23 protein-coding genes and 1 riboswitch are annotated in these 25439 nt (G+C 74.9%); of the genes, 13 read left to right on the top strand and 10 right to left on the bottom strand.

Annotation, left to right across the window (positions count from 1 at the left end; all coding sequences use genetic code 11):
- Positions 1–123: 123 nt before the first annotated feature.
- The 4 genes from AC068A_RS19825 (at position 124) to AC068A_RS19840 (ending at position 3894) form a co-directional block, all read left to right on the top strand.
- On the top strand, positions 124–495 hold the full coding sequence (locus tag AC068A_RS19825) for a GNAT family N-acetyltransferase (protein ID WP_478586561.1): 372 nt from the start codon (positions 124–126) through the stop codon (positions 493–495).
- A 79-nt stretch (positions 496–574) separates the two neighbouring features.
- Entirely contained in the window at positions 575–1282 is a 708-nt protein-coding gene (locus AC068A_RS19830; RefSeq protein WP_478586563.1) for a DsbA family oxidoreductase, read from the top strand.
- A 213-nt stretch (positions 1283–1495) separates the two neighbouring features.
- Complete coding sequence (locus AC068A_RS19835; RefSeq protein WP_478586565.1) at positions 1496–2584, top strand: amidohydrolase family protein; 1089 nt, start codon at positions 1496–1498, stop codon at positions 2582–2584.
- Between the two features lie 359 nt (positions 2585–2943).
- A complete protein-coding gene (locus AC068A_RS19840; protein ID WP_478586566.1) occupies positions 2944–3894 on the top strand; it encodes an SCO1860 family LAETG-anchored protein in 951 nt (316 codons plus the stop codon).
- 114 nt (positions 3895–4008) lie between these two features.
- Here AC068A_RS19840 and AC068A_RS19845 read toward each other — a convergent pair whose 3' ends face one another.
- A complete protein-coding gene (locus AC068A_RS19845; protein ID WP_478586567.1) occupies positions 4009–5271 on the bottom strand; it encodes a CapA family protein in 1263 nt (420 codons plus the stop codon).
- A gap of 177 nt (positions 5272–5448) precedes the next feature.
- Positions 5449–6879 (bottom strand): Rv2231c family pyridoxal phosphate-dependent protein CobC, encoded by a 1431-nt coding sequence (gene cobC, locus AC068A_RS19850; RefSeq protein WP_478586569.1) that lies wholly within the window; start codon positions 6877–6879, stop codon positions 5449–5451.
- 86 nt (positions 6880–6965) lie between these two features.
- Between cobC and AC068A_RS19855 the strand changes: the two genes are divergently transcribed.
- Positions 6966–7688, top strand: coding sequence for a ZIP family metal transporter (locus tag AC068A_RS19855; RefSeq protein WP_478586571.1), 723 nt, complete (start codon positions 6966–6968; stop codon positions 7686–7688).
- 2 nt (positions 7689–7690) lie between these two features.
- On the opposite strand, the gene AC068A_RS19860 is transcribed toward AC068A_RS19855, so the two are convergent.
- The 7 genes from AC068A_RS19860 to AC068A_RS19890 all read right to left on the bottom strand — a co-directional run bounded on the left by AC068A_RS19860 (position 7691) and on the right by AC068A_RS19890 (position 16904).
- Positions 7691–9172: a cobyrinate a,c-diamide synthase gene (locus tag AC068A_RS19860; RefSeq protein WP_478586636.1), complete on the bottom strand. Its 1482-nt coding sequence runs from the start codon at positions 9170–9172 to the stop codon at positions 7691–7693.
- Between the two features lie 8 nt (positions 9173–9180).
- Positions 9181–9780 (bottom strand): cob(I)yrinic acid a,c-diamide adenosyltransferase, encoded by a 600-nt coding sequence (gene cobO / locus AC068A_RS19865; protein WP_478586573.1) that lies wholly within the window; start codon positions 9778–9780, stop codon positions 9181–9183.
- Positions 9780–11891, bottom strand: coding sequence for a putative cobaltochelatase (locus AC068A_RS19870; RefSeq protein WP_478586575.1), 2112 nt, complete (start codon positions 11889–11891; stop codon positions 9780–9782). The genes cobO and AC068A_RS19870 overlap by 1 nt, the downstream gene beginning before the upstream one ends.
- Before the next feature lie 661 nt (positions 11892–12552).
- Positions 12553–14100, bottom strand: coding sequence for a cobyric acid synthase (locus AC068A_RS19875; protein ID WP_478586577.1), 1548 nt, complete (start codon positions 14098–14100; stop codon positions 12553–12555).
- The gene (locus tag AC068A_RS19880) at positions 14097–15071 is read right to left on the bottom strand and encodes a cobalamin biosynthesis protein (protein ID WP_478586579.1); all 975 of its coding nucleotides are present in this window, start codon (positions 15069–15071) and stop codon (positions 14097–14099) included. Before AC068A_RS19880 ends, AC068A_RS19875 begins: the two co-directional genes overlap by 4 nt.
- A gap of 58 nt (positions 15072–15129) precedes the next feature.
- Positions 15130–15213: riboswitch (cobalamin riboswitch) on the bottom strand.
- A 187-nt stretch (positions 15214–15400) separates the two neighbouring features.
- Complete coding sequence (locus AC068A_RS19885) at positions 15401–15622, bottom strand: hypothetical protein (RefSeq protein WP_179175151.1); 222 nt, start codon at positions 15620–15622, stop codon at positions 15401–15403.
- 28 nt (positions 15623–15650) lie between these two features.
- Positions 15651–16904 (bottom strand): inorganic phosphate transporter, encoded by a 1254-nt coding sequence (locus AC068A_RS19890; RefSeq protein WP_478586581.1) that lies wholly within the window; start codon positions 16902–16904, stop codon positions 15651–15653.
- A gap of 374 nt (positions 16905–17278) precedes the next feature.
- Between AC068A_RS19890 and AC068A_RS19895 the strand changes: the two genes are divergently transcribed.
- Together AC068A_RS19895 and AC068A_RS19900 are read left to right on the top strand one after the other, a co-directional pair.
- Positions 17279–18409, top strand: a complete 1131-nt coding sequence (locus tag AC068A_RS19895; protein ID WP_478586583.1) for an alpha/beta hydrolase family protein — start codon at positions 17279–17281, stop codon at positions 18407–18409.
- Positions 18410–18526: 117 nt separating this feature from the next.
- A complete protein-coding gene (locus AC068A_RS19900; RefSeq protein ID WP_478586585.1) occupies positions 18527–20017 on the top strand; it encodes a hypothetical protein in 1491 nt (496 codons plus the stop codon).
- Positions 20018–20112: 95 nt separating this feature from the next.
- On the opposite strand, the gene AC068A_RS19905 is transcribed toward AC068A_RS19900, so the two are convergent.
- Positions 20113–20508: a VOC family protein gene (locus AC068A_RS19905; RefSeq protein ID WP_478586587.1), complete on the bottom strand. Its 396-nt coding sequence runs from the start codon at positions 20506–20508 to the stop codon at positions 20113–20115.
- Between the two features lie 268 nt (positions 20509–20776).
- On the opposite strand from AC068A_RS19905, the gene AC068A_RS19910 reads away from it, so the two are divergent.
- From AC068A_RS19910 to AC068A_RS19935, 6 genes are all read left to right on the top strand, one after another.
- Positions 20777–22375 (top strand): ABC-F family ATP-binding cassette domain-containing protein, encoded by a 1599-nt coding sequence (locus tag AC068A_RS19910; protein ID WP_478586588.1) that lies wholly within the window; start codon positions 20777–20779, stop codon positions 22373–22375.
- Positions 22376–22781: 406 nt separating this feature from the next.
- Entirely contained in the window at positions 22782–23003 is a 222-nt protein-coding gene (locus AC068A_RS19915) for a helix-turn-helix domain-containing protein (protein ID WP_179175146.1), read from the top strand.
- A gap of 165 nt (positions 23004–23168) precedes the next feature.
- Positions 23169–23948, top strand: a complete 780-nt coding sequence (locus tag AC068A_RS19920) for an enoyl-CoA hydratase/isomerase family protein (protein ID WP_478586590.1) — start codon at positions 23169–23171, stop codon at positions 23946–23948.
- Positions 23949–24124: 176 nt separating this feature from the next.
- On the top strand, positions 24125–24559 hold the full coding sequence (locus AC068A_RS19925) for an Asp23/Gls24 family envelope stress response protein (RefSeq protein ID WP_478586592.1): 435 nt from the start codon (positions 24125–24127) through the stop codon (positions 24557–24559).
- A 10-nt stretch (positions 24560–24569) separates the two neighbouring features.
- On the top strand, positions 24570–24752 hold the full coding sequence (locus tag AC068A_RS19930; protein ID WP_478586594.1) for a hypothetical protein: 183 nt from the start codon (positions 24570–24572) through the stop codon (positions 24750–24752).
- Between the two features lie 13 nt (positions 24753–24765).
- Positions 24766–25221, top strand: a complete 456-nt coding sequence (locus tag AC068A_RS19935; protein WP_478586595.1) for a hypothetical protein — start codon at positions 24766–24768, stop codon at positions 25219–25221.
- Positions 25222–25439: the final 218 nt, after the last annotated feature.

A 25439-nucleotide genomic window follows, 5' to 3' on the forward strand; every position in this document is an offset into this window, starting at 1 on the left:
GGGGGAGGGCTTGACTCCCCCCATCACCAGGAAGAGGGTGGAGGCCGGGCGAAAAAAGGGCCCCCCCCCTAAACCCCCCCGCGGCCGGGAACCCACCACGTTCCCCGCCGCGTTCCTGTTCCCGTGATCAGAGCCGCGCACCCCGCCGACCTCGATGCCATCGCAGACCTCCACACCCGGGCCCGTGCCACCTACTACCGGGGCCGCCTCCCCGAGGAGGCCTACGCAGGCGCAGCCGAACTCGCGCTGTCCCGCGAAGGCTGGTCCCGCGCCGTGGCCCGCCCCGCCGACGAGGGAAGGGTGCTGTGCGCCGAGGAAGACGGCCGGATCACCGGGATCGCCGCCTTCGACCGGGCCCGGCTGGAGGTGTACGAGCACAACCGCCGCGCCCAGGCCTTCTACGCCCGCCACGGCTGGCGCCCGGACCCCGCCGTCCCCCGCTCCGGCTCGCACCTCACGCTCTGGTTGGCGATCGGGCCCCTGTCCGGGGAATGAGACCCTCCGGGTGGTGGTTGAACGTGAAACCGCCTCGGTCCTCCGCCGGGCGTCCACCTGAACCGAGAGAAGAAGGAACATGCGCGTCGAGATCTGGAGCGACATCGCCTGCCCGTGGTGCTACATCGGCAAGGCCCGCTTCGCCGAGGGGCTGGCCGGGTTCGCGCACCGCGACGAGGTCGAAGTCGTCTTCCGGTCCTTCGAGCTCGACCCGAACAGCGCCAAGGGCGTCACCGCGCCCGTCGTGGAGATGCTCGCCAAGAAGTACGGCCGCACCCTCGACGAGGCGCGCGGCATGGAGGAGCACGTCGCGGCGAACGCCCGTGCCGAGGGGCTGGAGTACCGCACCGAGGGCCGCGACCACGGCAACACCTTCGACATCCACCGGCTGCTGCACCTGGCCGCCGCCCGCGGCCGCCAGGAGGAACTGCTCGACCTGGCCTTCCGCGCGAACTTCGCCGAGGAGCGGTCCGTCTTCGACCCCGAGGTGCTGGTCGCCCTCGGCGTCGAGGCCGGGCTGGAGGAGGCCGAGGTCCGCGCCGTCCTCGCGGACGACTCCGCGTACGCCGCACAGGTGCGGGCCGACGAGCGGGAGGCGGCCGAACTCGGCGCCAACGCCGTGCCGTTCTTCGTCCTGGACCGCCGCTACGGGATCTCCGGCGGCCAGCCGGCGGAGGTGTTCACCCGCGCCCTGGAGCAGGCCTGGGCCGGCCGGGAGCCGACCCGGGTGGCCTCCGGCGCCGACGCGTGCGAGCCCGACGGGGCCTGCGCGGTCCCGCAGTCCTGACCCGTCCCGCGGCCGCGGCCGGACCGGTGTTGCCGGTCGCCGCCCCGGTGTGCACCGGCGACACCGAAGTCGATCTCCGGGTGCCGGTCCGGCGCGCCCGCGACCTGCCCGGCGGAGGGCGGCGGAGGGTCCGGCAGGGGGTGGGGCACGGTGGTGCCCGTTCCGTCCGGGGCTGCCGGACGGGCCCGTCGACCGCGCACGTACAGTGCGGGCATGACCGATGACGTGCTGCATGTGAAGGGGCGGGTGCTCGTCGGACCCGACGACGTGCGCGACGAGCTCTGGGTGGTCGGCGGCCGGATCTCCTACGAGCGCCCGGCCGGCGCCCGCGAGACGACCACGGTGTCCGGCTGGGTCCTGCCGGGCCTGGTCGACGCGCACTGCCACGTGGGGCTGGACGCCCACGGCCCGGTCGACGCGGAGACCGCCGAACGGCAGGCCCTGACCGACCGGGACGCCGGCACACTGCTCATCCGCGACGCCGGTTCCCCCTCCGACACCCGCTGGATCGACGACCGGGACGACCTGCCGAAGATCATCCGGGCCGGCCGGCACATCGCCCGCACCCGCCGCTACATCCGCAACTACGCCCACGAGATCGAGCCCGCCGACCTCGTCGCGTACGTCGGCCGCGAGGCGCGGCGCGGCGACGGCTGGGTGAAGCTGGTCGGGGACTGGATCGACCGCAAGGCCGGCGACCTGACGGCCTGCTGGCCGCGCGCCGAGGTCGAGGCGGCCATCGCCGAGGCGCACCGGCTGGGCGCCCGGGTCACCGCGCACTGCTTCGCGGAGGACTCGCTGCGCGACCTGGTCGAGGCGGGCATCGACTGCATCGAGCACGCCACCGGGCTCACCGAGGACACGATCCCGCTGTTCGCGGAGCGCGGGGTCGCGATCGTCCCCACGCTGGTCAACATCGCCACGTTCCCGAAGCTGGCGGCGGGCGGCGAGACCAAGTTCCCGCGCTGGTCGGCGCACATGCGGCGGCTGCACGAGCGCCGGTACGACACGGTGCGCGCGGCCTGGGACGCGGGCATCGCGGTGTACGTCGGCACGGATGCGGGCGGCTCCCTGCCGCACGGCCTGGTCGCGGACGAGGTCTCGGAGCTGGTGCGGGCCGGGATCCCGCCCCTGGACGCCCTGTCGGCGACGACGTGGGCGGCGCGCGAGTGGCTCGGCCGGCCGGGGCTCACCGAGGGCGCGCCCGCGGACCTCGTGGTGTACGGCACCGACCCGCGGGCCGACGTGCGGGCGCTGGCGCAGCCGCTGCGGGTGGTCGTGAACGGCACGGTCCGCGCCTGAGTGCGGCGCCGCGGTGCGCCCCCGCGGTTGACGCCACCGGTTGACGCTGCGATTGACGTCCCGGTTGACATTGCGGTTGACGTCGCGTGACCCGGGCGTCCCGGCGGTCGTTGTGCATGGCCGGCCGGGGCTCCGGAGCAGGGGCGGCTCGCACGTGCAGGTGGCGGAAATGAACTCCCGTTCCTTGTGGTGCGCAATTAATCGAATACGTGCATGGAAACCACCCGTTGGGATGAACTGACCTCAGGTGGCTGTCCCTTCACTCTCCGTGCGTAAAAGATTCCGGGGTAATAGGCCGTCCGTGCGCGATGTCCCCCATTGGTGCGCGACGGCCCCCGTCTCCCTGGGGGTTTCCCACCGTGAACCGCACCACCTTCCGCACGCCCGCGGCCGCCCTGCTCACCGCGGGAGCGGTCGCCCTGCTCACCGCCCCGCCCGCCGCCGCCACGGGAGGCGGCGCCGGCGCAGGCGGGGGCGAGGGCAAGGCCGGCGCCGTCGTGCTGCGCGCCGGACTGGACGTGGGCCTGCTCAACAAGGCCGTCCACGTCCCGCTGAAGACCACCCTGAACGAGGTCAGCGCCCCGGCGACCGCCGAGAAGACCGCGCTCACCGTCGCCGTGGACGGGGCCGAGGGAGGAAAGCCGGTCAGCGTGCTCCGCGCCGACGTCGCCACCTCCAAGGCCACCGCGGACAAGCAGCGCGCCGTGGCCGAGGCCAACCTGGCCCACGCCAGGGTGCACGTCCCCGGACTGCCCGCGCTCTCCCTGATCGAGGTGGAGAAGGTCACCTCCAAGGCCGTGTGCGAGGCCGGGAGGAAGCCGCAGGCCGAGGCCAACGTGCTGGGCGCGGCCACCGTGCTCGGCAAGAAGGTCACCCTCTCCGCGGGCGGCCCGACCAAGGTGGAGGTCCCGGGGGTCGGCCTGGTCAGCCTGGAACTCTCCGCCAAGGAGACCACCTCCACCACCGCCGCCGCGGCCGCGCTCCGCCTCAAGGTGTCGGTGAACCCGCTGAACCTGAACGTGGCACAGGTCGACGGCGAGATCGTCCTCGCGGAGTCGCGGTGCGAGTCCCCGGCCGGCCCGCCCCCCTCCGCCGGCCCCGACACCAAGCCCGCCACCGACACGGGCGGGCAGCCCGACGTCAAGCCGCAGACCGGCGCCTCCGGCACCGGGTCGGGCATCCCGGCGGACGCCAACCTGGCCGAGACCGGCGGCGGTTCGCTCACCCCGTACGTCGCCGGCGGCGCACTGGTGCTGCTCGGCATCGGAGCGGTCGCGCTCATCGTGACCCGGCGCAGCCGCGCCTTGTAACACCCGGCGCAGCCGCGCCTTGTAACACCCGGCGCAGCCGCACCCGGTGACGACCGGGCGCGGCATCACCGCAGCACGCGGCGCCACCCGGCCCGGCTGGAGGAGGCGGGCCGGTCAGCGCGTCGCGTGCTGCAGGCCCTGCTTGTCGGCCCCGCGCGACAGCACGGCCTCGCTGATCTGCTTGTCGACCGCGGCGTACGCCGACCGCTCGGCCCCGCCCGACCCGCCGCCGTCGGCGGCGCAGGAGGTGCACACGACGCGGAACGGACCGCCCCGGTCCGAGAACTGGGTCAGGTACTCGGCCTTGACCACCTCCCACCGGCCCGGGTGCGCGGCCGACGGGGCGAACGTGAACCGGGGGATCGACGACATGTTGCCGCGCAGCTTCTCGGGCTCGTAGAAGCTGGCGATCTGGTCGCCCATGCCGAAGACCACCCAGGTGCCGTTGATCTTCTCGTAGGGCTGCGGCACGTGGTTGTGCGTGCCGAGGATCAGATCGATGTCGGGGAGGCCGTCCGGACCGCGCGAGGCGGTCAGGGCCTGCGCCAGATCGCGCTGCTGCTGGTCGGGCGCCGTCTGCCACTCGGTGCCCCAGTGGATGCTGAGGACGACCACGTGCGCCCCCGCCGCCCGCGCCGCCCGCGCGTCGGCGATGATCCGCTTCTGGTCGAGGAGGTTGACGGCCCACGGCTTGTCGGGCGGGAGCGGGATGCCGTTCGTGCCGTACGTGTAGTCCAGCTGCGCGACCTTGGCGCCGCCCGCGGAGAGCACCGCCGGGGCCTTCGCCTCCTCGGCGCTGCGGGCCGAGCCGACGTGCTTCAGGCCGACCCGGTCGAGGTGGTCGAGGGTGCGGACGACACCGTCGTAGCCGTCGTCCAGCGTGTGGTTCGAGCCCGTCGAGCAGCTGTCGTAGCCGGCGTCCTTCAACGCGTCGGCCAGCTGGTGCGGGGCCTTGAAGGCCGGGTACCCGGTGTAGGGGCCGCCGGGCCGGCCGTACGGTATCTCGTGGTGGCATATCGCCAGGTCGGCCGCGGCCACCAGGGGCTTGACCCCGGCGAGGATCTTCCGGAAGTCGTGGCTCTGGCCGCTGCCCTTCGCATCGTCCGCCGCCTGCTGGATGATCGAGGGGTACGGGATGGTGTCGCCGGTCGCGAGCAGCGTGAACGGGCGCGCGCCGGCCGGCGCCGCAGGCCCCGCCTGGTCCTTCCCCTTCCCCTCCCCCGTGCCCGGACCGGGCTTGCCGGCGAGCCGCTGCTCACCGGCCGCGCCGCGGTCCTCCCCGCCCCCGTCGAGCAGGGCGGGGACGGCGAACACCGCGCCGCCCACCACCACCGCCAGTCCTGCCACTGCCACGCCTGCCTTGGCGGCTGCCTTCATTGCGGATCCCCCCCGTCTCCGTGCCGATGCGCCGATCATCACCCACACGGCCCCGTACCGCCAATCGGGGGCCCGCCCCGCCGGATTCCGCCTCGCCGCAGGTCAGAGCCCTGCCCCGGTTCCGCGCGCCGCCGACGGGCCCGCCCGCGCCGCCGACGGGCGCCGGCGCGGGCCGGCTCAGCGGGCCGTCAGGGTGAGGGCGTGGTCCAGGGCCTGCAGGAGGCGGCCCGTCGTCGCGCGGTCGCGTACCGCCAGCCGGAGCCAGGAGTCGTCCAGGCCCGGGAAGGTGTCCCCGCGGCGGACCGCGAAGCCGAGGTTCCGCAGGCGCGTGCGGACCTCCGCCGCCGCCGGCACGCGGATCAGCACGAACGGGCCCTCCGCCACCCCCGACACCGTGATCTCCTCGAACTCGGCGAGCCCGGCCAGCAGATGGTCCCGGTCCACCGCGATCTGCCGGGCCGCGGCCTCCGCCTCCGCCAGCGCCTCCGGCGACACGCACGCCTCGGCCGCCACCAGGGCCGGCGTGGACACCGGCCACAGCGGCTGCGCGGCCGCCAGCTTCGCGATCACCTCCGGCTCGGCCAGCACGTAGCCGACCCGCAGCCCCGCCAGCCCCCACGTCTTCGTCAGGCTCCGCAGCACCACCAGGCCCGGGATGTCCGTCCGCCCGGCCAGCGCCTCCCGCTCGCCCGGGACGGCGTCCATGAACGCCTCGTCCACGACCAGGATCCGGCCCGGCCGGGCCAGTGCGGCCAGGGTCGCCGCCGGGTGCAGGACGGACGTCGGGTTGGTCGGATTTCCGACCACCACCAGGTCCGCCTCCTCCGGAACCGCCGCCGGGTCCAGCCGGAACCCGTCCGCCGCTCTCAGCAGCACCCGCTCCACCCGGTGCCCCGCGTCCCGCAGCGCCGCCTCCGGCTCCGTGAACTGCGGGTGCACCACCACCGGCCACTGCGCGTCCAGGGCCCGCGCGATGAGGACGAACGCCTCCGCGGCCCCGGCCGTCAACAGCACCCGCTCGACCGGCAGCCCGTGCCGGTCCGCCACCGCCGCGCGGGCGGCGCGCCCGTCGGGGTACGCGGAGAGGGCGTCGAGCGAAGCCGCGATGCGCTGCTTGAGCCAGTGCGGGGGCATGTGCGCCCGTACGTTCACCGCGAGGTCCACCAGCGACGCGCCGTCGCCCCTCACCTCCGCGTCCCCGTGGTGCCGCAGGTCGTGCGCCTGCGCCGTGGCCACCGCGCACGTCGCGGCCACCGACCGCCGCTTCGGGACGAGGAGTTCGCCGCCGGTCGCGAGCGCGGCGGCCTCCGCCACCGAGGAGGTCCCGGCGGCGTCGTGCACCGCGTCCGAGGGGTGCGGCACGGCGATCTGGGCCAACTGCTCGGCCGGGTAGCTGAGCAGCGGCACGCCGAAACGTTCCGCCGCGCCCGCGATCCCCGCCTCGCACGCCTTCGACTCCACCGTGGCCAGCGCCTTCAACGCGCCGGCGGACAGCCCGGCCCCGCGCAGCGTCTCCTCGACCAGGGCGCAGACCTCGGCCACGGACACCCCGGCCCGTCCGCCGACCCCGACCACCAACTGCGTCGCGTAGTCACCCACCGGGATCAAGCCCCCTCCGTAGTCGTCAATGGTGCGTTGCCCGCGGACCGCGCGCGGACGTGCACGCGCGGCCCGCAGTCGGTATTCAGGGGCACATGGCCGTGATCGTGGCGCTGGGCGCGTTCCTGATGACCCTCGCGGGCGGGTGGGCGGCGCAGCGCGTCAACGACCGCCGCCACCTCGTCCTGGGCCTGGCCGGCGGGCTGATGCTCGGCGTGGTCGGCCTCGACCTGCTGCCCGAATCGCTGGAGGCCGCCGGCCGCCCGGTGTTCGGGGTCCCGCTCGCCCTGCTGCTCTTCGTGGCCGGTTTCCTCACCGCGCACGTCGGGGAGCGCCTGCTCGCCGTACGCCACGCGGCGCACGGCGCCGAGAACGGACGCGTCCCGCAGGTCGGCCTGGCGGCGGCCGCCGCGATGGTCTTCCACAGCCTCGCCGACGGGGTGGCCCTGGGCGCGGCCTTCCAGGTCGGCGGGGGGATGGGGGTGGCCGTGGCGCTGGCCGTGGTCACCCACGACTTCGCCGACGGCTTCAACACGTACACCCTCACCCGCGTGTACGGGAACGCCCGCCGCCGGGCCCGGCTGATGCTGCTGGCGGACGCCGCGGCCCCGGTGGTGGGCGCGGCGTCCACTCTGCTGTTCACCCTTCCGGAGGAACCGCTCGGGGCGTACCTCGGCTTCTTCGGCGGGGCACTGCTCTACCTCGCGGCCGCCGAGATCCTGCCCGAGGCGCACCACGAACACCCCGCCCTGTCCACGCTGCTGTGCACGGCGGGAGGGGTGGCCGGGACCTGGCTCGTGGTGGGCCTGGCGGAATGAGCTCACGGGCGGGCCGCCGCCGCTCCGGTGAAGCGGCGGGCCACGGAGGGCTCCGCCGCCCAGTGGGTGTGCAGGTAGCTGGCGTGCACGCCCTGCCGGACGAACCCCTCGACGCGCCGCTCCGGATGCGTGAACCCCCAGGCGGGAGCCTCACCGGCGCCCGGCTCGACCACCGTGCGGTGGAACTCGTGGCCGCGCAGCCGGGTTCCGGCCGCGGCGAGGGAGCTGTCCGACACGGCCACCGCCTCGCGGTAGCCGAGGGTCAGGCGCTGCGACATCCGCGCGTCGGCGTCCAGCACCCCGCACATGGGCCTGCCGTCGAGGCTCCGCGCCAGGTACAGCAGCCCGGCGCACTCGGCGGCGATCGGCCCGCCCGCCGCCGCGAAGTCCGCGACGGCCTTGCGGAGCGGCTCGTTGGCGGCGAGCTCCGGGGCGTACACCTCCGGGAACCCGCCGCCGATCACCAGGCCCGCGGTGTGCTCGGGCAGCTGCTCGTCGCGCAGCGGGTCGAAGGTGACCACCTCGGCGCCGGCCGCGGTGAGCAGCTCGGCGTGCTCGGCGTACGAGAATGTGAACGCCGCCCCTCCGGCGACGGCGATCACGGGCCGCCCCGAACTGCGGCCCGAACTCCGGCCCGCGGCAAGTCCGTCGGCCACGGCAGGCCCGTCGGCCACGGCAGGCCCGTCAGCCGCAGCGCGCTCGTCAGCCGCAGCGCGCTCGTCGGCCGCGGCCCGCGTTCCGGCCCCGGCCAGCGCCCGCTCCGGCGACCAGACGGCGCAGTCCAGCGGCGGCGCCGACCGGGCCAGCGCCAGCAGCGCCTCCAGATCGCAGCCGGCCCGGACCTGCTCCGCCAGCGCCGCCACCGAGGCCACCGCGTCCGCCCGGCGCTCGGCCACCGGCACCAGGCCCAGGTGCCGCGACGGCGCCGACACCTGCGGGGCCCGCCGCAGGACGCCCAGCACCGGGGTGCCCGCCTCCTCCAGCGCCTCCCGGAGCATCGCCTCGTGCCGGTCGGACCCGACCTTGTTCAGGATCACCCCGCCGAGCCGCACCTGCGGGTCGAACGATGCGAACCCGTGCACCAGCGCCGCCACCGACCGCGACTGCGAGGAGGCGTCGACCACGAGCACCACCGGCGCCCGCAGCAGCTTCGCGACCTGCGCCGTCGACGCCAGCTCACCGCGCCCCGCGGCCCCGTCGTACAGCCCCATCACGCCCTCGACGACCGCGAGGTCGCAGCCTGCCGCCCCGTGCGCGAACAGCGGGCCGACCAGCTCCGGCCCGCACAGATACGCGTCCAGGTTGCGGCCCGGCCGTCCCGTGGCCAGGGCGTGGTAGCCGGGGTCGATGTAGTCGGGGCCGGCCTTGTGCGGGGACACGGCCAGGCCGCGCCCCGCGAAGGCCGCCATCAGGCCCGTCGCGACGGTGGTCTTGCCGCTGCCCGACGAGGGCGCGGCGATCACCAGGCGCGGCACGCCCAGCACGTGCGAGGTCACCACTCGATGCCCTTCTGGCCCTTCTGGCCCGCGTCCATCGGGTGCTTGACCTTCGTCATCTCCGTGACGAGGTCGGCGAACTCCATCAGCTTCTCCGGCGCGTCCCGACCCGTGATCACCACGTGCTGGGTGCCCGGCCGGTTGCGGAGCACCTCGATGACCTCGTCGACGTCGATCCAGCCCCACTTCATCGGGTACGCGAACTCGTCCAGCACGTACAGCCGGTGCGTCTCGGCGGCCAGGTCCCGCTTGACCTGCTCCCAGCCCTCCTTGGCCGCCTGCTCGTTGTCGAGCTGCGCGTCCCGCTGGACCCAGGACCAGCCCTCGCCCATCTTGTGCCAGACGACGGCGCCGCCCTGGCCGGAGGCGCCGAGCACCTTCAGCGCGTTCTCCTCGCCGACCTTCCACTTCGCCGACTTGACGAACTGGAACACCCCGATGGGCCAGCCCTGGTTCCAGGCGCGCAGCGCCAGCCCGAACGCCGCCGTCGACTTGCCCTTGCCCGGCCCCGTGTGGACGAGGACGAGCGGGCGGTTGCGGCGCTGGCGGGTGGTGAGTCCGTCGTTCGGGATAACGGTCGGCTGTCCCTGCGGCATTACGCGGCCCTCCTGTTGGTGTGCGGTGACGACGGCGACATCGCCGACGTGCGTACGTTCTTCACGAGCCCGGCCAGCGCGTCGGCCCGCAGCCCCTCCAGCGTCACGGCAGGCCCGCCGAGCTCCGCGGCCAGCGCCCCGGCCAGGCCCAGCCGGACCGGCCCGGTCTCGCAGTCCACGACCACCGAGGCGACCCCGTCGGCCGCCAGCAGCCGGGCACTGCGGGTCGCGAGCGCGCGGGCGTCGCCGGCGAGGGCGCCGGCCGAGGTGGCCCGCCCGTCGGTGACGACCACCAGCAGCGGGCGGCGGCTCGGATCCCGCAGCCGCTCGATCCGCAGCACCTCACGGGCCTTCAGCAGGCCCGCGGCGAGCGGCGTGCGGCCGCCGGTCGGCAGCCGCTCCAGCCGGGCCGCGGCCGCGTCCACCGAGGAGGTGGGCGGCAGCGCGAGGTCGGCGCCCGAGCCCCGGAAGGTGATCAGGCCGACCTTGTCGCGGCGCTGGTAGGCGTCCAGCAGCAGCGACAGCACGGCGCCCTTGACCGCGCCCATGCGCTGCCGGGCCGCCATCGAGCCGGAGGCGTCGACCACGAAGAGCACGAGGTTGCCCTCGCGGCCCTCCCGGGTGGCCTGGCGCAGGTCGTCCTTCCGGACGACGAGCCCGCGGCCGCTGCGCCCGCGCGCCTTCTGGTGCGGGGCGGCGGCGTGCAGGGTCGCGGCCAGGTGCAGCTTCGTCAGCTGGCCGCGCGGGCGCTGGGCGCCGGTGGTACGGCCGTGCGCGGTGCGGGCGCGCGAACGGCGGCCGGACGCGCCCTCGCCGAGGCCGGGCACGCTGAGCATCTTCGTCCGGAACGGCTCGGAGGCCCGTACGGCGGCCTGCTCGGGGGCGTCGCCGCCCTGCCCGGAGGCGGGCTGCGGGGCAGGGGCGGGGGCGGGGGCGTCCGCGGCCTCCGGAGCATCGGGGGCGTCGGGCGACTCCTGAACCTCGGGCGCCCCGGGCCCGCCCTGCGGGGGAACTCCGCCGCCGTCCGGACCGTCGCCGCCGTCGTCGGGACCCTCCGGCCCCGGGTCCGGGTCGGGGTCGGGGTCGGGCTCGGGCTCCTCGTCGGCGAAGCCGTCCAGGATCTCGTCGAGCCTGGCCTCGTCCAGCCCCGGCGCGTCGAAGGGGTTCCGGCGCCGGCGGTGGGGGAGGGCCAGCAGCGCCGCCTGCCGCACGTCCTCCTTCAGCACCGCCGTACGCCCGGCCCAGGCGGCCAGCGCGGTCGCCGTGCGGGCCATCACGATGTCGGCGCGCATGCCGTCCACCTCGAACCCGGCGCAGACCGCCGCGATCATCAGCAGTGCGTTGTCGCCCAGCCGGACCTTCGGCAGCAGGGCCCGCGCGGCCACCACCCGGGCCCGTACCCCGGCCTCGTCACCGGCCCAGCGGGCGGCGAAGGCGGCCGGGTCGTCCTCGTACGCGAGCCTGCGCCGGACCACCTCGACCCGCTGCTCCGGCTCCCGGGAGGCGGCCACCTCCACGGTCAGCCCGAACCGGTCGAGCAGCTGCGGGCGCAGCTCGCCCTCCTCCGGGTTCATGGTGCCGACGAGGAGGAACCGGGCGGCGTGCCGGACGGAGACGCCCTCGCGCTCCACGTACGAGGCACCCATGGCGGCGGCGTCCAGCAGCACGTCCACCAGGTGATCATGAAGGAGGTTGACCTCGTCGACGTAGAGGATGCCGCGGTGTGCATCCGCGAGCAGCCCCGGCTCGAAGGCCTTCACCCCGTCGGCGAGGGCCCGTTCGATGTCGAGCGCGCCGACCAGGCGGTCCTCGGAGGCGCCGACCGGCAGCTCCACCATCCGGGCGGGCCGCTCGGCCGAGGCCCCGGACTCGTGCGGACCGTCCGGGCAGCCCGGGTCGGGTGCGGCAGGCGCGCAGGAGAACCGGCAGCCGGGCACGATGTCCACCTGCGGCAGCAGGGCCGTCAGCGCGCGCACCGCGGTCGACTTGGCCGTGCCCTTCTCGCCGCGCACGAGCACGCCGCCGACCGCCGGGCTCACGGCGTTGAGCAGCAGCGCCAGCCGCAGGTCGGTCTGACCGACCACCGCGGTGAACGGATAGGGCGTGCTCATGTGCTCACTCCTCGTGTACAGGGGTACTGGTGTGGCTGCGCGTGTGCCTGCGGCTGAGACTTCAGCTGCGGCTGCGGCTGCGGCTGCGGCTGCGGCTGCGGCTGCGGCTGCGGGTGGGGCTGCGGGTGGGGGTGGGGCTGCGGGTGGGGGTGGGGCTGGGGTTGCGGCTCGGGGCGGGGCTCGGGCCGGGTGTGCCGCTGCGGGTGGGGCTGGGTGTGCGGGTGCGGTCGGCTGTGCGGGCGCGTGGCGGTGCCGCGGGTCTGGGCCGCTGCGCGGAGCACTCCCCGCCCCGCCCTTTCGCCGTTTCCCGGGGCTTCGCCCCGGACCCCGCACCGCGGCGCCAGCCCAGCCCGCGCGCTGTCGTTGCCCGGGGCTGCGCCTCGGACCCCGCGCTGCGGGATTGCAGCCCGCGCGGCGTTTGAGCGCACGGGCGCGGAGCGCCCGTTCCGGGGTCCAGGGGCGGAGCCCCCGGTTTCGGGAAGGGGCGGGGAGGGGACAGCCGCCCGCAGGGCCCCGGCCCCGCCCCCCGCGGCGGGCGCGGCGCTCCCGGCGGTCTCAGTCGGCACGGCGCCCCCGGCGGGCACGGCCGTCACGGCGCCCCCGGCCGGCACGGCGGACGTGGCGGGCATGCCGGACGCGGTCCCCGCGGCGGAGACGGCGGTCATGGCGCCCCCGGCGGGAGGAACGGCAGGCCGGCGGGGGCGCCGCCCTCGATCAGGCGGAGCAGCGCTTCGGTGTCGGCGTGTTCCTCGATCAGGTCGCCGAGCAGGTCGAGCTGCTCCTCGCGGCGCCCCGCGAAGGAGGTGTCCGGGGCCGGGACGAAGCGGCGGCCGGCCGCGGTCGCCACTTCGCGCAGGAAGGCCCGGCGGAAGGCGTCCGACTCCAGCGAGCCGTGCCAATGGGTGCCCCACACCGCCCCGACCCGGCAGCCGTCCAGGAACGGCTCCCCGCCCAGCACCTCGGCCACGCCGTGGTGGATCTCGTAGCCGTCGACCGGTTCGCCCAGCGCCGAGCCGGTCGGCCGGGCCAGGGTCTTCTCCCGGGCGAACCGGACCCGGACCGGCAGCAGTCCGAGGCCCTCGACCACGCCGGCCTTCGACTCGACCTCGTCCTCGATCCGCTCGCCGAGCGCCTGGAAGCCGCCGCAGATGCCGAGCACCGGCCGGCCCTCCGCGGCCCGCCGCACCAGCGCTTCGGCGAGCCCGCGTTCGCGCAGCCACTGCAGGGCCTTCACCGTGCCGCGGGTGCCGGGTACGACGACCAGGTCGGCGTCGGCCAGTTCCTCGGCCCGGTCCACGAACCGCACCACCACGCCCGGTTCCGCCGCCAGCGCGTCGACGTCCGTGAAGTTCGACATCAGCGGCACCGCGCAGACCGCGACCCGCAGGACGTCCTCGCCGAGCGGCGGGGCGACGACCGATTCGCGCACCGCACCGCGCTGGGAGACCCTCCCCCGGCCTCCGGCCGGGGGGACCCCCATGCCGTCCTCCTCGTCGATGCCGAGCCCGTGCCGGTACGGCAGGACCCCGTACGTGGCCCGGCCGGTGATCGACCGGAGCATCTCCATGCCCGGCTCCAGCAGCGAGACGTCGCCGCGGAACTTGTTCACCAGGTATCCGGCGATCAGGGACTGGTCCTGTTCGGACAGCAGTGCCGTCGTCCCGAAGAACGAGGCGAAGACCCCGCCCCGGTCGATGTCGCCGACCACGACCACCGGGAAGCGCGCGGCCCGCGCGATCCCCATGTTCACGATGTCGGTCCGGCGCAGGTTGATCTCGGCCGGACTGCCCGCCCCCTCGCAGATCACGGCGTCATACGTGCCCCGCAGCTGCTCCAGGCAGTCCGTGACGACGCCGAGCAGCTGCTCCTGGCGGCCGCCGTGGTAGCCGCGCGCGCTCATCTCGCCCACCGGCTTGCCCAGCAGCACCACCTGGCTGCTGCGGTCGCTGCCCGGCTTGAGCAGGACCGGGTTCATCAGCGCGGTCGGCTCCACGCCGGCCGCCTGCGCCTGCATGGCCTGCGCCCGCCCGATCTCGGCGCCCTCGCGGGTCACGAACGAGTTGAGCGACATGTTCTGCGCCTTGAACGGCGCCACCTTCACGCCCTTGCGGGCCAGCCAGCGGCAGATGCCCGCCGTGACCACGCTCTTGCCCGCGTCCGACGTCGTCCCGGCGACGAGGAGTCCCCCCGCCCGCTTCGCGCCGTTCATGCGCGCCCCTTCCCCGACTTCCGCTTCCCCGGCCGGCGCGACACCGCGTACCGCAGTGCCACGCAGGTCCCCAGTGCCAGCCACGTCACCTGCTGCGAGAGCCGTACCGCCCGCTCGATGTCCGCGAGCTCCACCGGCCGGCCCGTCGCACCGTTCAGCACGGCCCGGTGCTCGACCCGCCCGCCGTACGAGAGGGTGCCGCCCAGCCGTACGCCGAGGGCCCCCGCGAAGGAGGCCTCCACCGGCCCGGCGTTGGGGCTGGGGTGCTCGGCGGCGTCGGCGCGCCAGGCCCGTACGGCCCCTCGCCGGTCCGGGCCGGCGACGACGGCCGCCAGCGCGGTGAGCCGGGCGCCCGGCCAGCCCGCCAGGTCGTCGAGCCGGGCGGAGGCCCAGCCGTAGCGCAGGTGGCGGGGCGACTTGTGGCCGACCATGGCGTCGAGGGTGTTCACGGCGCGGAAGGCCAGCAGCCCGGGGACGCCGGCGACGGCGCCCCACACCAGGGCCCCGACCACCGCATCGGAGGTGTTCTCGGCCACCGACTCGACGACGGCGCGGGCCATCTGCTGCTCGTCCAGGGCCTGCGGGTCGCGCCCGCACAGGTGCGGGAGCCGCTCGCGGGCCACCTCGGCGTCCCCGGCGGCGAGCGCCCCGCCGATCGCGCGGGCCTCCCGCCCGAGCGTGGTGCCGCCGACGACGGCCCAGGTGGCGGCGGCGGTCACGGCGATCCGGGCGGCCGCGGACCGGGAGCGCACGGCGCGGGCGGCCAGCGCGCCGACGGCGGCAGCGCCCCCCACGCAGACGAGGGTGTGGACGGCGCCGCGGGCGCGGTCGTCGCGCCACAGGGCGCGTTCGACGGCGGCGGCGGCCCGTCCGAAAGCGGCCACGGGGTGCCCGCGGCGCGGATCGCCCAGGATCCGGTCGCCGATCAGGCCCGCCGTGGCGCCGTACGCGAAGACGCGATCGGCACGCATGGTTGCAGGTATGTCCTCACTCAGGGTCCGCGCCCTGGTTCGACGTGTCCGGCGGCGAGAGTTCCTGGCTCCCGGACCGCACGCGCCGCGTGCGCCCCGGTGACAGTGGCGGGACCGCGCCGGAATCGCACCGGACTTCCTCCCCATGCCGCCGTGATGGCTCGGGCAGTCCACCACGCACCGCGAACGCCCGTCAACTCGCCGTTGACCTGCGGCGAGGCAGGTCACACAAGGCGGTCACGGACAGGGTGACGGACACGGTCGCGGACACGGAAAAGCTCCCCCCGGGAGATCCCGGAGGGAGCTTTCACGCGTGATGACTGCCGTCGTCAGCTGACGATCAGGTAGATGCCGTACGCGACGGCCGCGGTGACGACCGCGAAGCAGGCGTACGCACCGCTGCGGGCCAGGGTGGCGGCGCCGCCCTGCTCGACGGCGGCCTCGTGCTTCGACAGGCCCACCAGGCCCAGGGTGAACAGGGCCACGAGGGCGACGGTGGCGGAGAGGCTGACCCCGAAGACGGAGCCGAGGGCTGCCCAGTCGATCTTCATACTGCGGATTCCTCTGTCGTTCGCGGGATCAGACCGTGGCCGCGGGGGCCGAGGGGGTCGCGGGAGCGGGCGCCGGGATGGTGGCCTTCAGCTCCTCGCCCGCCACGGCGGCGGCGGTCGGCGGGACGGTGACGGCGGCCATGGCCGTGGTGACCACGCCCGGGGCCTCGGCGTCGGCCGGCTGGACGTCGTTGACGTTGTTGTGGTCGACGACCTTGCGGCGCGAGATCAGCCAGATGGCCAGGCAGGAGCCGACCAGGAAGACCGTGACGGCGGCGATGCCGACGTCGCCGGTGCGCATGACCATCTCGGCGAGCGCGGAGACCAGGGCGGCCGCCGGCAGGGTCAGGCCCCACGCGACGAACATGCGGGTGGCGGTGGACCAGCGGACCACACCGCCCTTGCGGCCCAGACCCGCACCCATGACCGCGCCGGAGCAGGCGTGGGTGGTGGAGAGGGAGAAGCCGATGCTGGAGGAGGCCAGGATGACGCTCGCGGCCGAGGTCTGGGCGGCGAAGCCCTGCTGCGGCTGGAGGTCGGTCAGGCCCTTGCCCATGGTGCGGATGATGCGCCAGCCGCCCAGGTAGGTGCCGAGGGCGATGGCCAGGCCGGCCGAGACGATGACCCACACCGGCGGGTTCGCACCCGACTGCAGGGCGCCGCCGGCGACGAGGGCCAGCGTGATGATGCCCATGGTCTTCTGCGCGTCGTTGGTGCCGTGCGCGAGGGAGACGAGGCCGGCGGAGGCGATCTGCCCGGCGCGGTAGCCCTTGGCGGAGGTCTTCTCGCCGACGCGGCCACCGAGCTTGTACGTGACCCGGGCGGCCAGCATCGAGGCCACACCGGCCACGATCGGCGCGGCGACGGCCGGGATGAGCACCTTCGTGACGACGACGTCGCCGTTGACCGCGCCGATGCCGGCGGAGGCGACCGCGGCACCGATCAGGCCGCCCATCAGGGCGTGGGACGAGCTGGAGGGCAGTCCGACCAGCCAGGTCACGAGGTTCCAGAGGATCGCGCCGACGAGGGCAGCGAAGATCACTTCGGGCTGGATGCCCTCTTCGTTGACGAGGCCCTTGGAGATCGTCTTGGCGACCTCCACGGACATGAAAGCGCCGACGAGGTTGAGCACGGCGGACATCGCCACCGCCGTCTTGGGCTTGAGGGCGCCGGTCGAGATGGTGGTCGCCATCGCGTTGGCTGTGTCGTGGAAACCGTTCGTGAAGTCGAACACGAGAGCGGTGATGATCACGATCCCGAGGAGAAGCGTTATGTGCTCCATTTACCCAGGCTTCTGTTTGGCGTCAGTGGCTCGCCGACCGTAGGTAGCCTGGGTGAACGGAAGATGAACTGGCGCCGTCGGAGCGATGTACCGGCGCGCCTCCCTGTCCCGGTCTTCGTCCCGGTTTCAGGGTCCATATGTCGATTAATGCATGTCAAAGCGGGGTTAACGCGCCCTCCCGCCCGGCCTGCCGGCGCCCGGACCCGCCTCGAAGCGGAGTCGAAAGTGATCCACATCACGTGGGGCGGGGGTGTGGCGGGAAGCCCCCGGGCACCGGTTCCGGCCGCCGCGGCCGGCATTCCGCTTCCCGGCGCCCGACGGGCCGGCCCGTTCCACCGGTGGCCCGCCTGCGCTCCCGCCTCGACACTGGAGCGGTGCGTACCGCCAGAGCGACGGCCGCGGCCGTCGCCACCACCCTCGCCGGCGCCGTCGCGGCCGCCGTCGCGGCAGGCCGCTACGCCGCGGACGCCGCCCTGCGCCCCCGGCCCGGCTGCCCCCTGCCCGGCGGGCCCCGGCTGAGCGTCCACTCCACCGCTCCGGGCCGCGTCGCACTGACCCGCTCCCTGGCCTCGCTGCGCCCCGGCACCTACGGGCTGACCGCGCCGGGGGTGCACGCCGTCGTCGGGTCCGTCCTGGACGGCGTCGCCCACGACCCCGACACCGTCGTCCGCCGGCTCCTGGCCGTCACCCACGGCAGCCTCGATCCCGGCACCCGCGTCGCCCTCACCCCCCAGGTCCACGCGGGCGACCCGGGCACCGCCCTCGGGCTCGAGCACGCCGACGTGGACATCCCCGGCGAGCTCGGCGCCCTGCCCGCCTGGTTCGTGCCCGCCGCCCGCGACACCTGGGTCATCGCCGTCCACGGGCTCGGCGCCGGCCGCGAGCACCCCATGGTGGTCATGCCCCTCCTGCACCGCCTCCGGCTGCCCGTCCTCGCCCTGTCCTACCGCGGCGACCCCGGCGCCCCCGCCTCCCCGGACGGCCTCGGCCACCTCGGTGAATCGGAGTGGCGCGACCTGGACGCCGCCATCCGCTACGCCCTGCGCCACGGCGCCCGCCGCGTCGTCCTGCACGGCTGGTCCACCGGCGCCGCCATGGCCCTGCACGCCGCCGAGCGCTCCGCCCTCGCCGACCGCATCGGCGGCCTCGTCCTCGACTCGCCGGTGCTCGACTGGCACACCACCCTGCGCGCCCTCGTCACGGCCCGGCGCACCCCGGCCGCGCTGCTGCCGCTGGCCGTGCGGGCCGCCGAGGGGCGCGCCGGGCTCCGGGCCGGCCACCGGCGGCCCGGGGAGGACCCGGGTGCGCTGCGGGTCCCCGTGCTGATCTTCCACGGCCCCGACGACACGATCGCCCCCTGGGAGCCCTCCCGCCGGCTCGCCGGCGCCCGGCCCGACCTCGTCACCCTGCGGACCGTCCGCGACGCCCCGCACGGGGCGATGTGGAACGCCGACCCGCAGGGGTACGAGGAAGCCCTGCGCCGGTTTCTCACCCCCCTGATGTGAAGCCCGTGTGTACAGAGGGGCAGGGGGTATCGATTTGCCGGAAATGGCCCTGCGCCGAGCTTCGATAACGACCGGTTCCGTTTGGGCTTTCGGCCGGTGACGGGCGAGACTTCTTCCGTGACGTCCCGAAAGCCTGATGAGCAGTTGGTTCGCGACTCCAGACTCCGACTCGTCTCCCCGCGCTCCGTCGCAACAGCCCGCAAGGCGGTGACGGACCGGCGCACCCGGGCGGCCTCCAGGCCCCCGGCGGGCACCCCCGCCCCGGCCGAACTCGCCAACCGGGCCCGGGCCTCGCTCGCCGATGCCGTACGGCTCGCCCGGTGGGCCGAACGCAACCTCGGGGCGGGAGACGGAGGGCGTCCCGCCCCGGCCGGAGCCCTGCCCGCACCGGACGTCGAACGGGCCTCCGAGGAACTGGGCCTGACACACGGCCAGATCCGGGCAGGCTGGGACCGGGCCCGGCTCGCCGGGCTCGTCGAGGTGCACGGCGGCCGCGCCCGGCCGGGCTGGCGGCTGCGGGCCTGGGACAGCGACGACAGCGCCGTCCTGCGCGGCTGGGTCGCCTTGTTCGACGCCTGGTCGCTGGTGCACCCCGCGCCCGCCGATATCGCCCCCGCCGCCGTCGCCGAGGTCGTCGAGGCGATGCCCCAGCTGCTCTCGCTCCTCCAGCTGTCCGCCGGCCCCGTGACCGTCCCGGACCTGCTGGACCTGCTAGGCCAGCGCGTCGCCGAACTCCGCGACGAGCGCTGCGAGGTCCCGTACGACACGCCCGGGCGCGGGGGCGTAACCGCCGAGGCGGCGCCGCACGGCGCACGGGAACCCGCCCCCGAGGCCACCGCGACGGCAGCCCCCGAGGCCCCCGCAGTCGGCGCCCCCGCGGCCCACGTTCCGCTCGCCCGGCTGCTGCGCTGGGCGCTCGGCGGCCTCGCCGCCGTGGACGCCGTCACCCTCGGCCCTGCACAGGCCTCGCTCACCCCGCTCGGCAGCTGGGCCGTCTGGGTCAAGCTGGAGCAGATCTGCGTGGCCGCGCAGAGCCCCGCCGGGAACATCGAGCAGTCCGCCGCCGCCATGCTGCACGGCTGCGCCGGCCTCACCCCCGGCCCGGCCCGGGCCGAGTACCGGGCCTGGCTCGCCGCCCGCCCCGTCGGCCATGCCGTCGGCGAGCTGCTGGGCGCCGCCCGCGGCGACGACGCCCTCCTGCGCGGCCTCGCCTTCGAGGCGCTCCGCGTGGTCGGCGCCCCCGCCGAGCCCGAGGTCCGCGCCGCCGCCCGCGAGCCCGCCCTGCGGCCGTACGCCCTGCTCTGGCTCGCCGAGCACGACGGGGTCGACCCCGACGACGCCCAGGACGTACTCACTCCCGAGGAGTCGACCTGGCTGTGGGTGGACACCGCCGCCGCGATCGCCGACCACGGCGAGGCCGACCTGCTGGCCCGCCACCTCGACTCGGCCGTCCGGACCACGGTCCCGCGGCTGCTCGACGAGGTCCGCGCGGTCGGCCACCCGCGCACCGTGCAGGTCCTGGTCGCGCTGGCCGCCGCCCACCCGGACCCGGCCCTGGCCAAGGCGGTCCGCCGGGCCGCCTTCCAGGTCCACACCGGCGGGGCCTGACCGGGGCGGAGGGCCGGACCAGCGGGCGGACCGGGTGGTCGCACCGGACAAGCGGTCGGACAAGAGGGGGCGGTCGGACGGGCGCGCCGCGGGGGTCAGAGCTGCGGCGCGTACGTACCGAAGCTCCAGATGTTGCCCTCGAGGTCCCGGGCCATGTACTCCCGCGAGCCGTAGTCCTGGTCGGTGGGCTCCATCAGGATCTCCGCCCCGTGCTCCACGGCCCGCCGGTGGTGCGCGTCCACATCGCCGACCGCGACGTAGACTCCGGCCGGGCCGGCCTGCGCCATTGCCGTGTCGAAGACGCTGCCCGTCCCCTTGCTGCCGAGCATGACCGCCCCCGGACCGTACGACAGCTCGGCGTGCCTCACCGTGCCGTCCTCGCCCTCGTGGACCGCGACCCGGGTGAATCCGAAGGCCTCCGTCAGCTGACGGATCGCGGCCTCCGCGTCGCGGTAGACGAGAGCGGGAAACACGGACGGCTGTCCGGCCATGACGATCACCCCTTGTCGACTCGTGAGCGTGCTTGCGAATGTGACCTGCGTAACAGCATGGCAGGCGGCACCGACAGCGGCCGGAAGGCCTCGCCCGGGCCCTGCCGGCGCGCGCCCCGTCCTGCGCCCCCCGCGCGGCGCCCGCGGCCCGAAAACAGGTTGCGCACCCCCGGTAGAATGAATCCCATGGCAAATCTCCTCGCGGATTAGCGGCGTCGAAGCTCGCACCCGCCCCCTTCCGCCGTTCTCACCGCCCTGGAGTATTTCCTTGATCACCGCCACCGGCATCGAGCTGCGCGCCGGCGCCCGCATCCTCATCGAGTCCGCCTCCTTCCGCGTCGCCAAGGGCGACCGCATCGGCCTGGTCGGCCGCAACGGAGCCGGCAAGACCACCCTCACCAAGTGCCTCGCGGGCGAAGGACAGCCCGCCGCCGGCAGCATCGCCCGTTCGGGTGAGGTCGGCTACCTGCCGCAGGACCCGCGCACCGGCGACCTCGACGTGCTCGCCCGCGACCGGATCCTGTCCGCCCGCGGCCTCGACGTGCTGATCAAGAAGATGCGCGCCAACGAGGACCGCATCGCCAACGGCTCCGGCGCCACCCGGGAGAAGGCCCTGCGCCAGTACGAGCGCCAGGAGACCGAGTTCCTCACCAAGGGCGGGTACGCCGCCGAGTCCGAGGCCGCCACCATCTCGGCCGCCCTCGGCCTGCCCGACCGGGTCCTCGGCCAGCCGCTGCACACCCTCTCCGGCGGCCAGCGCCGCCGCGTCGAGCTCGCCCGCATCCTCTTCTCGGACGCGGACACCCTCCTCCTCGACGAGCCGACGAACCACCTCGACGCCGACTCGATCGTCTGGCTGCGGGACTACCTCAAGACCTACCGCGGCGGCTTCATCGTGATCTCCCACGACGTCGACCTCGTCGAAACGGTGGTCAACAAGGTCTTCTACCTCGACGCCAACCGCTCGGTCATCGACGTCTACAACATGGGCTGGAAGCTCTACCAGCAGCAGCGCGAGGCCGACGAGAAGCGCCGCAAGCGCGAGCGCCAGAACGCCGAGAAGAAGGCCGCGGCCCTCAACGCGCAGGCCGACAAGATGCGCGCCAAGGCCACCAAGACCGTCGCCGCGCAGAACATGGCCAAGCGCGCCGACCGGCTCCTGGCCGGCCTGGAGGCCGTGCGCGCCCAGGACAAGGTCGCCAAGCTGCGCTTCCCCGAGCCCGCGCCCTGCGGCAAGACGCCGCTCACCGCCGAGGGCCTGTCGAAGTCGTACGGCTCGCTGGAGATTTTCACCGACGTCGACCTGGCCATCGACAAGGGCTCCCGGGTCGTCATCCTCGGCCTCAACGGCGCCGGCAAGACCACCCTGCTGCGCCTGCTGTCCGGCACCGAGGCGCCGGACACCGGCACCGTCACCCCCGGCCACGGCCTCAAGCTCGGCTACTACGCCCAGGAGCACGAGACCCTGGACCCGGACCGCAGCGTCCTGGAGAACATGCGCTCCGCCGCACCCGACATGGACCTGGTGGACGTCCGCAAGACGCTCGGCTCCTTCCTGTTCTCCGGCGACGACGTGGACAAGCCGGCGGGCGTCCTCTCCGGCGGCGAGAAGACCCGCCTCGCGCTCGCGACGCTGGTCGTCTCCTCGGCGAACGTGCTGCTCCTCGACGAACCCACCAACAACCTCGACCCGGCCAGCCGCGAGGAGATCCTCGGCGCGCTGCGCACCTACAAGGGCGCCGTCATCCTCGTCACGCACGACGAGGGCGCGGTCGACGCCCTGGAGCCGGAGCGGATCATCCTGCTCCCGGACGGTGTCGAGGACATGTGGGGCCCGGACTACCGGGACCTCGTCGCCCTCGCCTGACGCGTCCCGCAGGGCCGGGCGACCGCCCCGCGGCGCCCGGCAACCGCCCGGCGACCGCCCGGGCGGGCTGATCCAGTTCCTTATGGATCATTCGGCTCAGGCGTTCTCCATCATCTGAGTGAGACGGTCTCGTACCGCTGCGCTCTGTACGACGGCCCCGGCCGCGCTTCCTCGCGAAGCCGCCCCGGGGCCGTGTTTTTCCGGTTTCCACGCTCTGACCTGGTGATTTCTCGCGCGGGCGCCGAAATGTGACGGACGTCATGCAGCGGAAGGTGGGATTCCGCTCTGCTCGGGTGTCCGCGCCCCGGGAAATGCCGTCGTACGGACCTTGCTGAATGGGTGGCCAGGAAGGCGGGGAGGGGTGATCATGAGAAGTCCAGAGCGCACTTCCCATGAGGAGGCACGGGTGGCCGAGACTCTGAAGAAGGGCAGCCGGGTGACCGGCGCCGCGCGCGACAAGCTCGCGGCAGACCTGAAGAAGAAGTACGACTCCGGTGCGAGTATCCGTGCGCTGGCCGAGGAAACGGGCCGGTCCTACGGATTCGTCCACCGGATGCTCAGCGAGTCCGGAGTCGTGCTGCGCGGTCGCGGTGGCGCGACACGCGGCAAGAAAGCGGCTTCGATCTGATCACGACCCCGGCCGCGAGGCCCGGGGCCGGGAAAGACAAACGCTTGCCCGCCTGAACCGCGGTTCCTTCGGTGACCCCCGGTCGGCCGACCGGTCGACTGGGTGGTTACTGTGCAGTCACTTGGGCCGAGACTGCGGCCGACTGCACACCACCGGAGGCACCAGATGGCTCTGCTCGACAAGGATGGCGTACGGCTCACCGTGGACGACGCGGTCGCCACGGTGACACTGACCAATCCGGCCAAGCGAAACGCTCAGTCCCCCGCGCTCTGGCGGGCGTTGACAGAGGCCGGACGGTCGCTGCCGGGCACCGTCCGGGTCGTGGTGCTGCGCGGCGAGGGCAAGTCCTTCTCCGCCGGACTCGACCGGCAGGCGTTCACCCCCGAGGGCTTCGAGGGTGAACCCTCCTTCCTCGATCTGGCGCGCGGATCGGACGAACTGCTGGACTCCACCATCGCCGAGTACCAGGAGGCCTTCACCTGGTGGCGCCGCAATGACATCGTCTCCATCGCCGCCGTGCAGGGCCACGCGATCGGCGCGGGCTTCCAGCTGGCGCTCGCGTGCGACCTCCGCGTGGTCGCCGACGACGTCCAGTTCGCCATGCGCGAGACCAGCCTGGGGCTGGTCCCGGACCTGGCGGGCACCCAGCCGCTGACCTCCCTCGTCGGCTACGCCCGCGCGCTCGAAATCTGCGCGACGGGCCGCTTCGTGCATGCCGAGGAGGCCGAGCGGATCGGGCTCGCCAACCTGGTCGTCCCCGCCGCCGAGCTCGAGGCCGCCGTCCAGGACCTCACCTCGGCGCTGCTGGCCCCGCCGCGGGACGCGGTGATCGAGACCAAGGCGCTGCTCCGTGCCGCGCCGTCCCGTGCGTACGACGACCAGCGCGCCGCCGAGCGCGCCGCCCAGGCCCGCCGCCTGCGCGACCTGGCCGGCCTCTCCGACTGACGGCGGGCCCGGGCCGGCCGGGCCGGCCGTCACGTCCCGCCCGGCGCCGCCGGCCGGTCCCGTACACCCGGAACGGGACCGGGCGGGCCGACCGGCGTAGTCCCGGGGCGCCGCGGCGTCCCCGCGCTTACCGTGGTGGTGCGGTTAAGTCCATCCGCGCGAAGGGACAGAACGCGATGACCGAATCCGCTTCCGTGGGCGCCGCCCGCGACCCCGCCGACCGCGGCCGTACGACCATCTCCGACGGAGTGGTCGAGAAGATCGCCGGACTCGCCGCCCGAGAGGTCGAAGGCGTCCACGCCATGGGCAGCGGCAGCGGCCTGTCCCGCACCTTCGGGGCCGTCCGCGACCGCGTCCCCGGCGGGGCCAGATCGTCTGCCACCCGCGGGGTCAAGGCCGAGGTGGGCGAGGTGCAGACCGCGCTCGACCTGGAGATCGTCGTCGACTACGGGGTGTCCATCCGCGACGTGGCCCGCGCCGTCCGGCTGAACGTGGTCTCGGCCGTCGAGCGGATGACGGGCCTGGAGGTCGTCGAGGTCAACATCGCGGTCAGCGACGTCAAACTGCCCGACGAGCCGGACGAGGAGCAACCGGAGCCACGACTCCAATGAGGGAGCCCGCATGAGCATGGCGGTCGCCGGCCTCTTCGCCGGCATGGCACTCGCGTTCGCCGGCTACTTCGGCGGCTTCGGTGCCTTCCTGCTCGTGGCGGCGCTGGGCGCCGTCGGCTTCGTCGTCGGCCGGTTCCTGGACGGGGATCTGGAGCCCGGCGACTTCTTCCGACCCCGCGGCCACGGCAGGTGAAGGTGACCTGCCGATGAGCACCCCGCCGACGAGCACCCCGCCCACGAGCCCGCCCCCGGCCGGCACGGCCGCGGCCGGGGCGCCGCGGGCGACACCGCCCCGGCTGCCTCCCGCCGACCGGGGGGCCACCCACATCGCCGACCGGGTCGTGGCCAAGATCGCAGCCCGGGCCGCCCGGGAGGCGCTGGCCGCGCAGCCGGGCGGGCCGCCCCGGGGAGCCGGGCCGGGGGGTGCGGCCGCCCCGCACGCCACCGTGACCGTGCACCACGACATCGCGCGGGTCCGGGTGAGCCTCGAGCTCGACTACCCGTCGGACCTCGCCGCGCGCTGCGCGGCCGTGCGACGCCAGGTGGTCCGGCGCGTCGAGGAGTGCGCCGGCATGGCCGTACCGGAGGTCGACATCGACATCGAGCACCTGCACTCCGCGCACGCCGGCAGTGCCGCCGTACGGGACCGGAAGCTGCGGTGATGGCCCCCGTACCGCCGGAACCCGCGCCGTCCGGCCCCGCGTCCTCCGAGCCCGCGCCGCCCGGCCCGGCGTCGTCCGGGTCGTCCGGGCCCGCGCCGGCCCGCCGTGGGGGGGGGGGGGGGGGGGGGGGGGGGGGGGGGGGGGGGGGGGAGGGGGGAAGGGGGGGGGGGGGGGGGGAGGGGGGGGGGGGGGGGGGGCGGGGGGGGGGGGGGGGGGGG

The sequence above is a fragment of the Streptomyces sp. NPDC043854 genome (assembly GCF_056436005.1).

Coding starts and splice junctions, on each gene's coding strand:
- AC068A_RS19835 (WP_478586565.1), top strand. CDS start 1,496: ATGACCGATGACGTGCTGCATGTGAAGGGGCGGGTGCTCGTCGGACCC.
- AC068A_RS19905 (WP_478586587.1), bottom strand. CDS start 20,508: ATGGCCGGACAGCCGTCCGTGTTTCCCGCTCTCGTCTACCGCGACGCG.
- AC068A_RS19880 (WP_478586579.1), bottom strand. CDS start 15,071: ATGCGTGCCGATCGCGTCTTCGCGTACGGCGCCACGGCGGGCCTGATC.
- AC068A_RS19925 (WP_478586592.1), top strand. CDS start 24,125: ATGACCGAATCCGCTTCCGTGGGCGCCGCCCGCGACCCCGCCGACCGC.
- AC068A_RS19870 (WP_478586575.1), bottom strand. CDS start 11,891: ATGAGCACGCCCTATCCGTTCACCGCGGTGGTCGGTCAGACCGACCTG.
- AC068A_RS19845 (WP_478586567.1), bottom strand. CDS start 5,271: ATGAAGGCAGCCGCCAAGGCAGGCGTGGCAGTGGCAGGACTGGCGGTG.
- AC068A_RS19930 (WP_478586594.1), top strand. CDS start 24,570: ATGAGCATGGCGGTCGCCGGCCTCTTCGCCGGCATGGCACTCGCGTTC.
- AC068A_RS19830 (WP_478586563.1), top strand. CDS start 575: ATGCGCGTCGAGATCTGGAGCGACATCGCCTGCCCGTGGTGCTACATC.
- AC068A_RS19885 (WP_179175151.1), bottom strand. CDS start 15,622: ATGAAGATCGACTGGGCAGCCCTCGGCTCCGTCTTCGGGGTCAGCCTC.
- AC068A_RS19855 (WP_478586571.1), top strand. CDS start 6,966: ATGGCCGTGATCGTGGCGCTGGGCGCGTTCCTGATGACCCTCGCGGGC.
- AC068A_RS19875 (WP_478586577.1), bottom strand. CDS start 14,100: ATGAACGGCGCGAAGCGGGCGGGGGGACTCCTCGTCGCCGGGACGACG.
- AC068A_RS19920 (WP_478586590.1), top strand. CDS start 23,169: ATGGCTCTGCTCGACAAGGATGGCGTACGGCTCACCGTGGACGACGCG.
- cobO (WP_478586573.1), bottom strand. CDS start 9,780: ATGCCGCAGGGACAGCCGACCGTTATCCCGAACGACGGACTCACCACC.
- AC068A_RS19890 (WP_478586581.1), bottom strand. CDS start 16,904: ATGGAGCACATAACGCTTCTCCTCGGGATCGTGATCATCACCGCTCTC.
- AC068A_RS19935 (WP_478586595.1), top strand. CDS start 24,766: ATGAGCACCCCGCCGACGAGCACCCCGCCCACGAGCCCGCCCCCGGCC.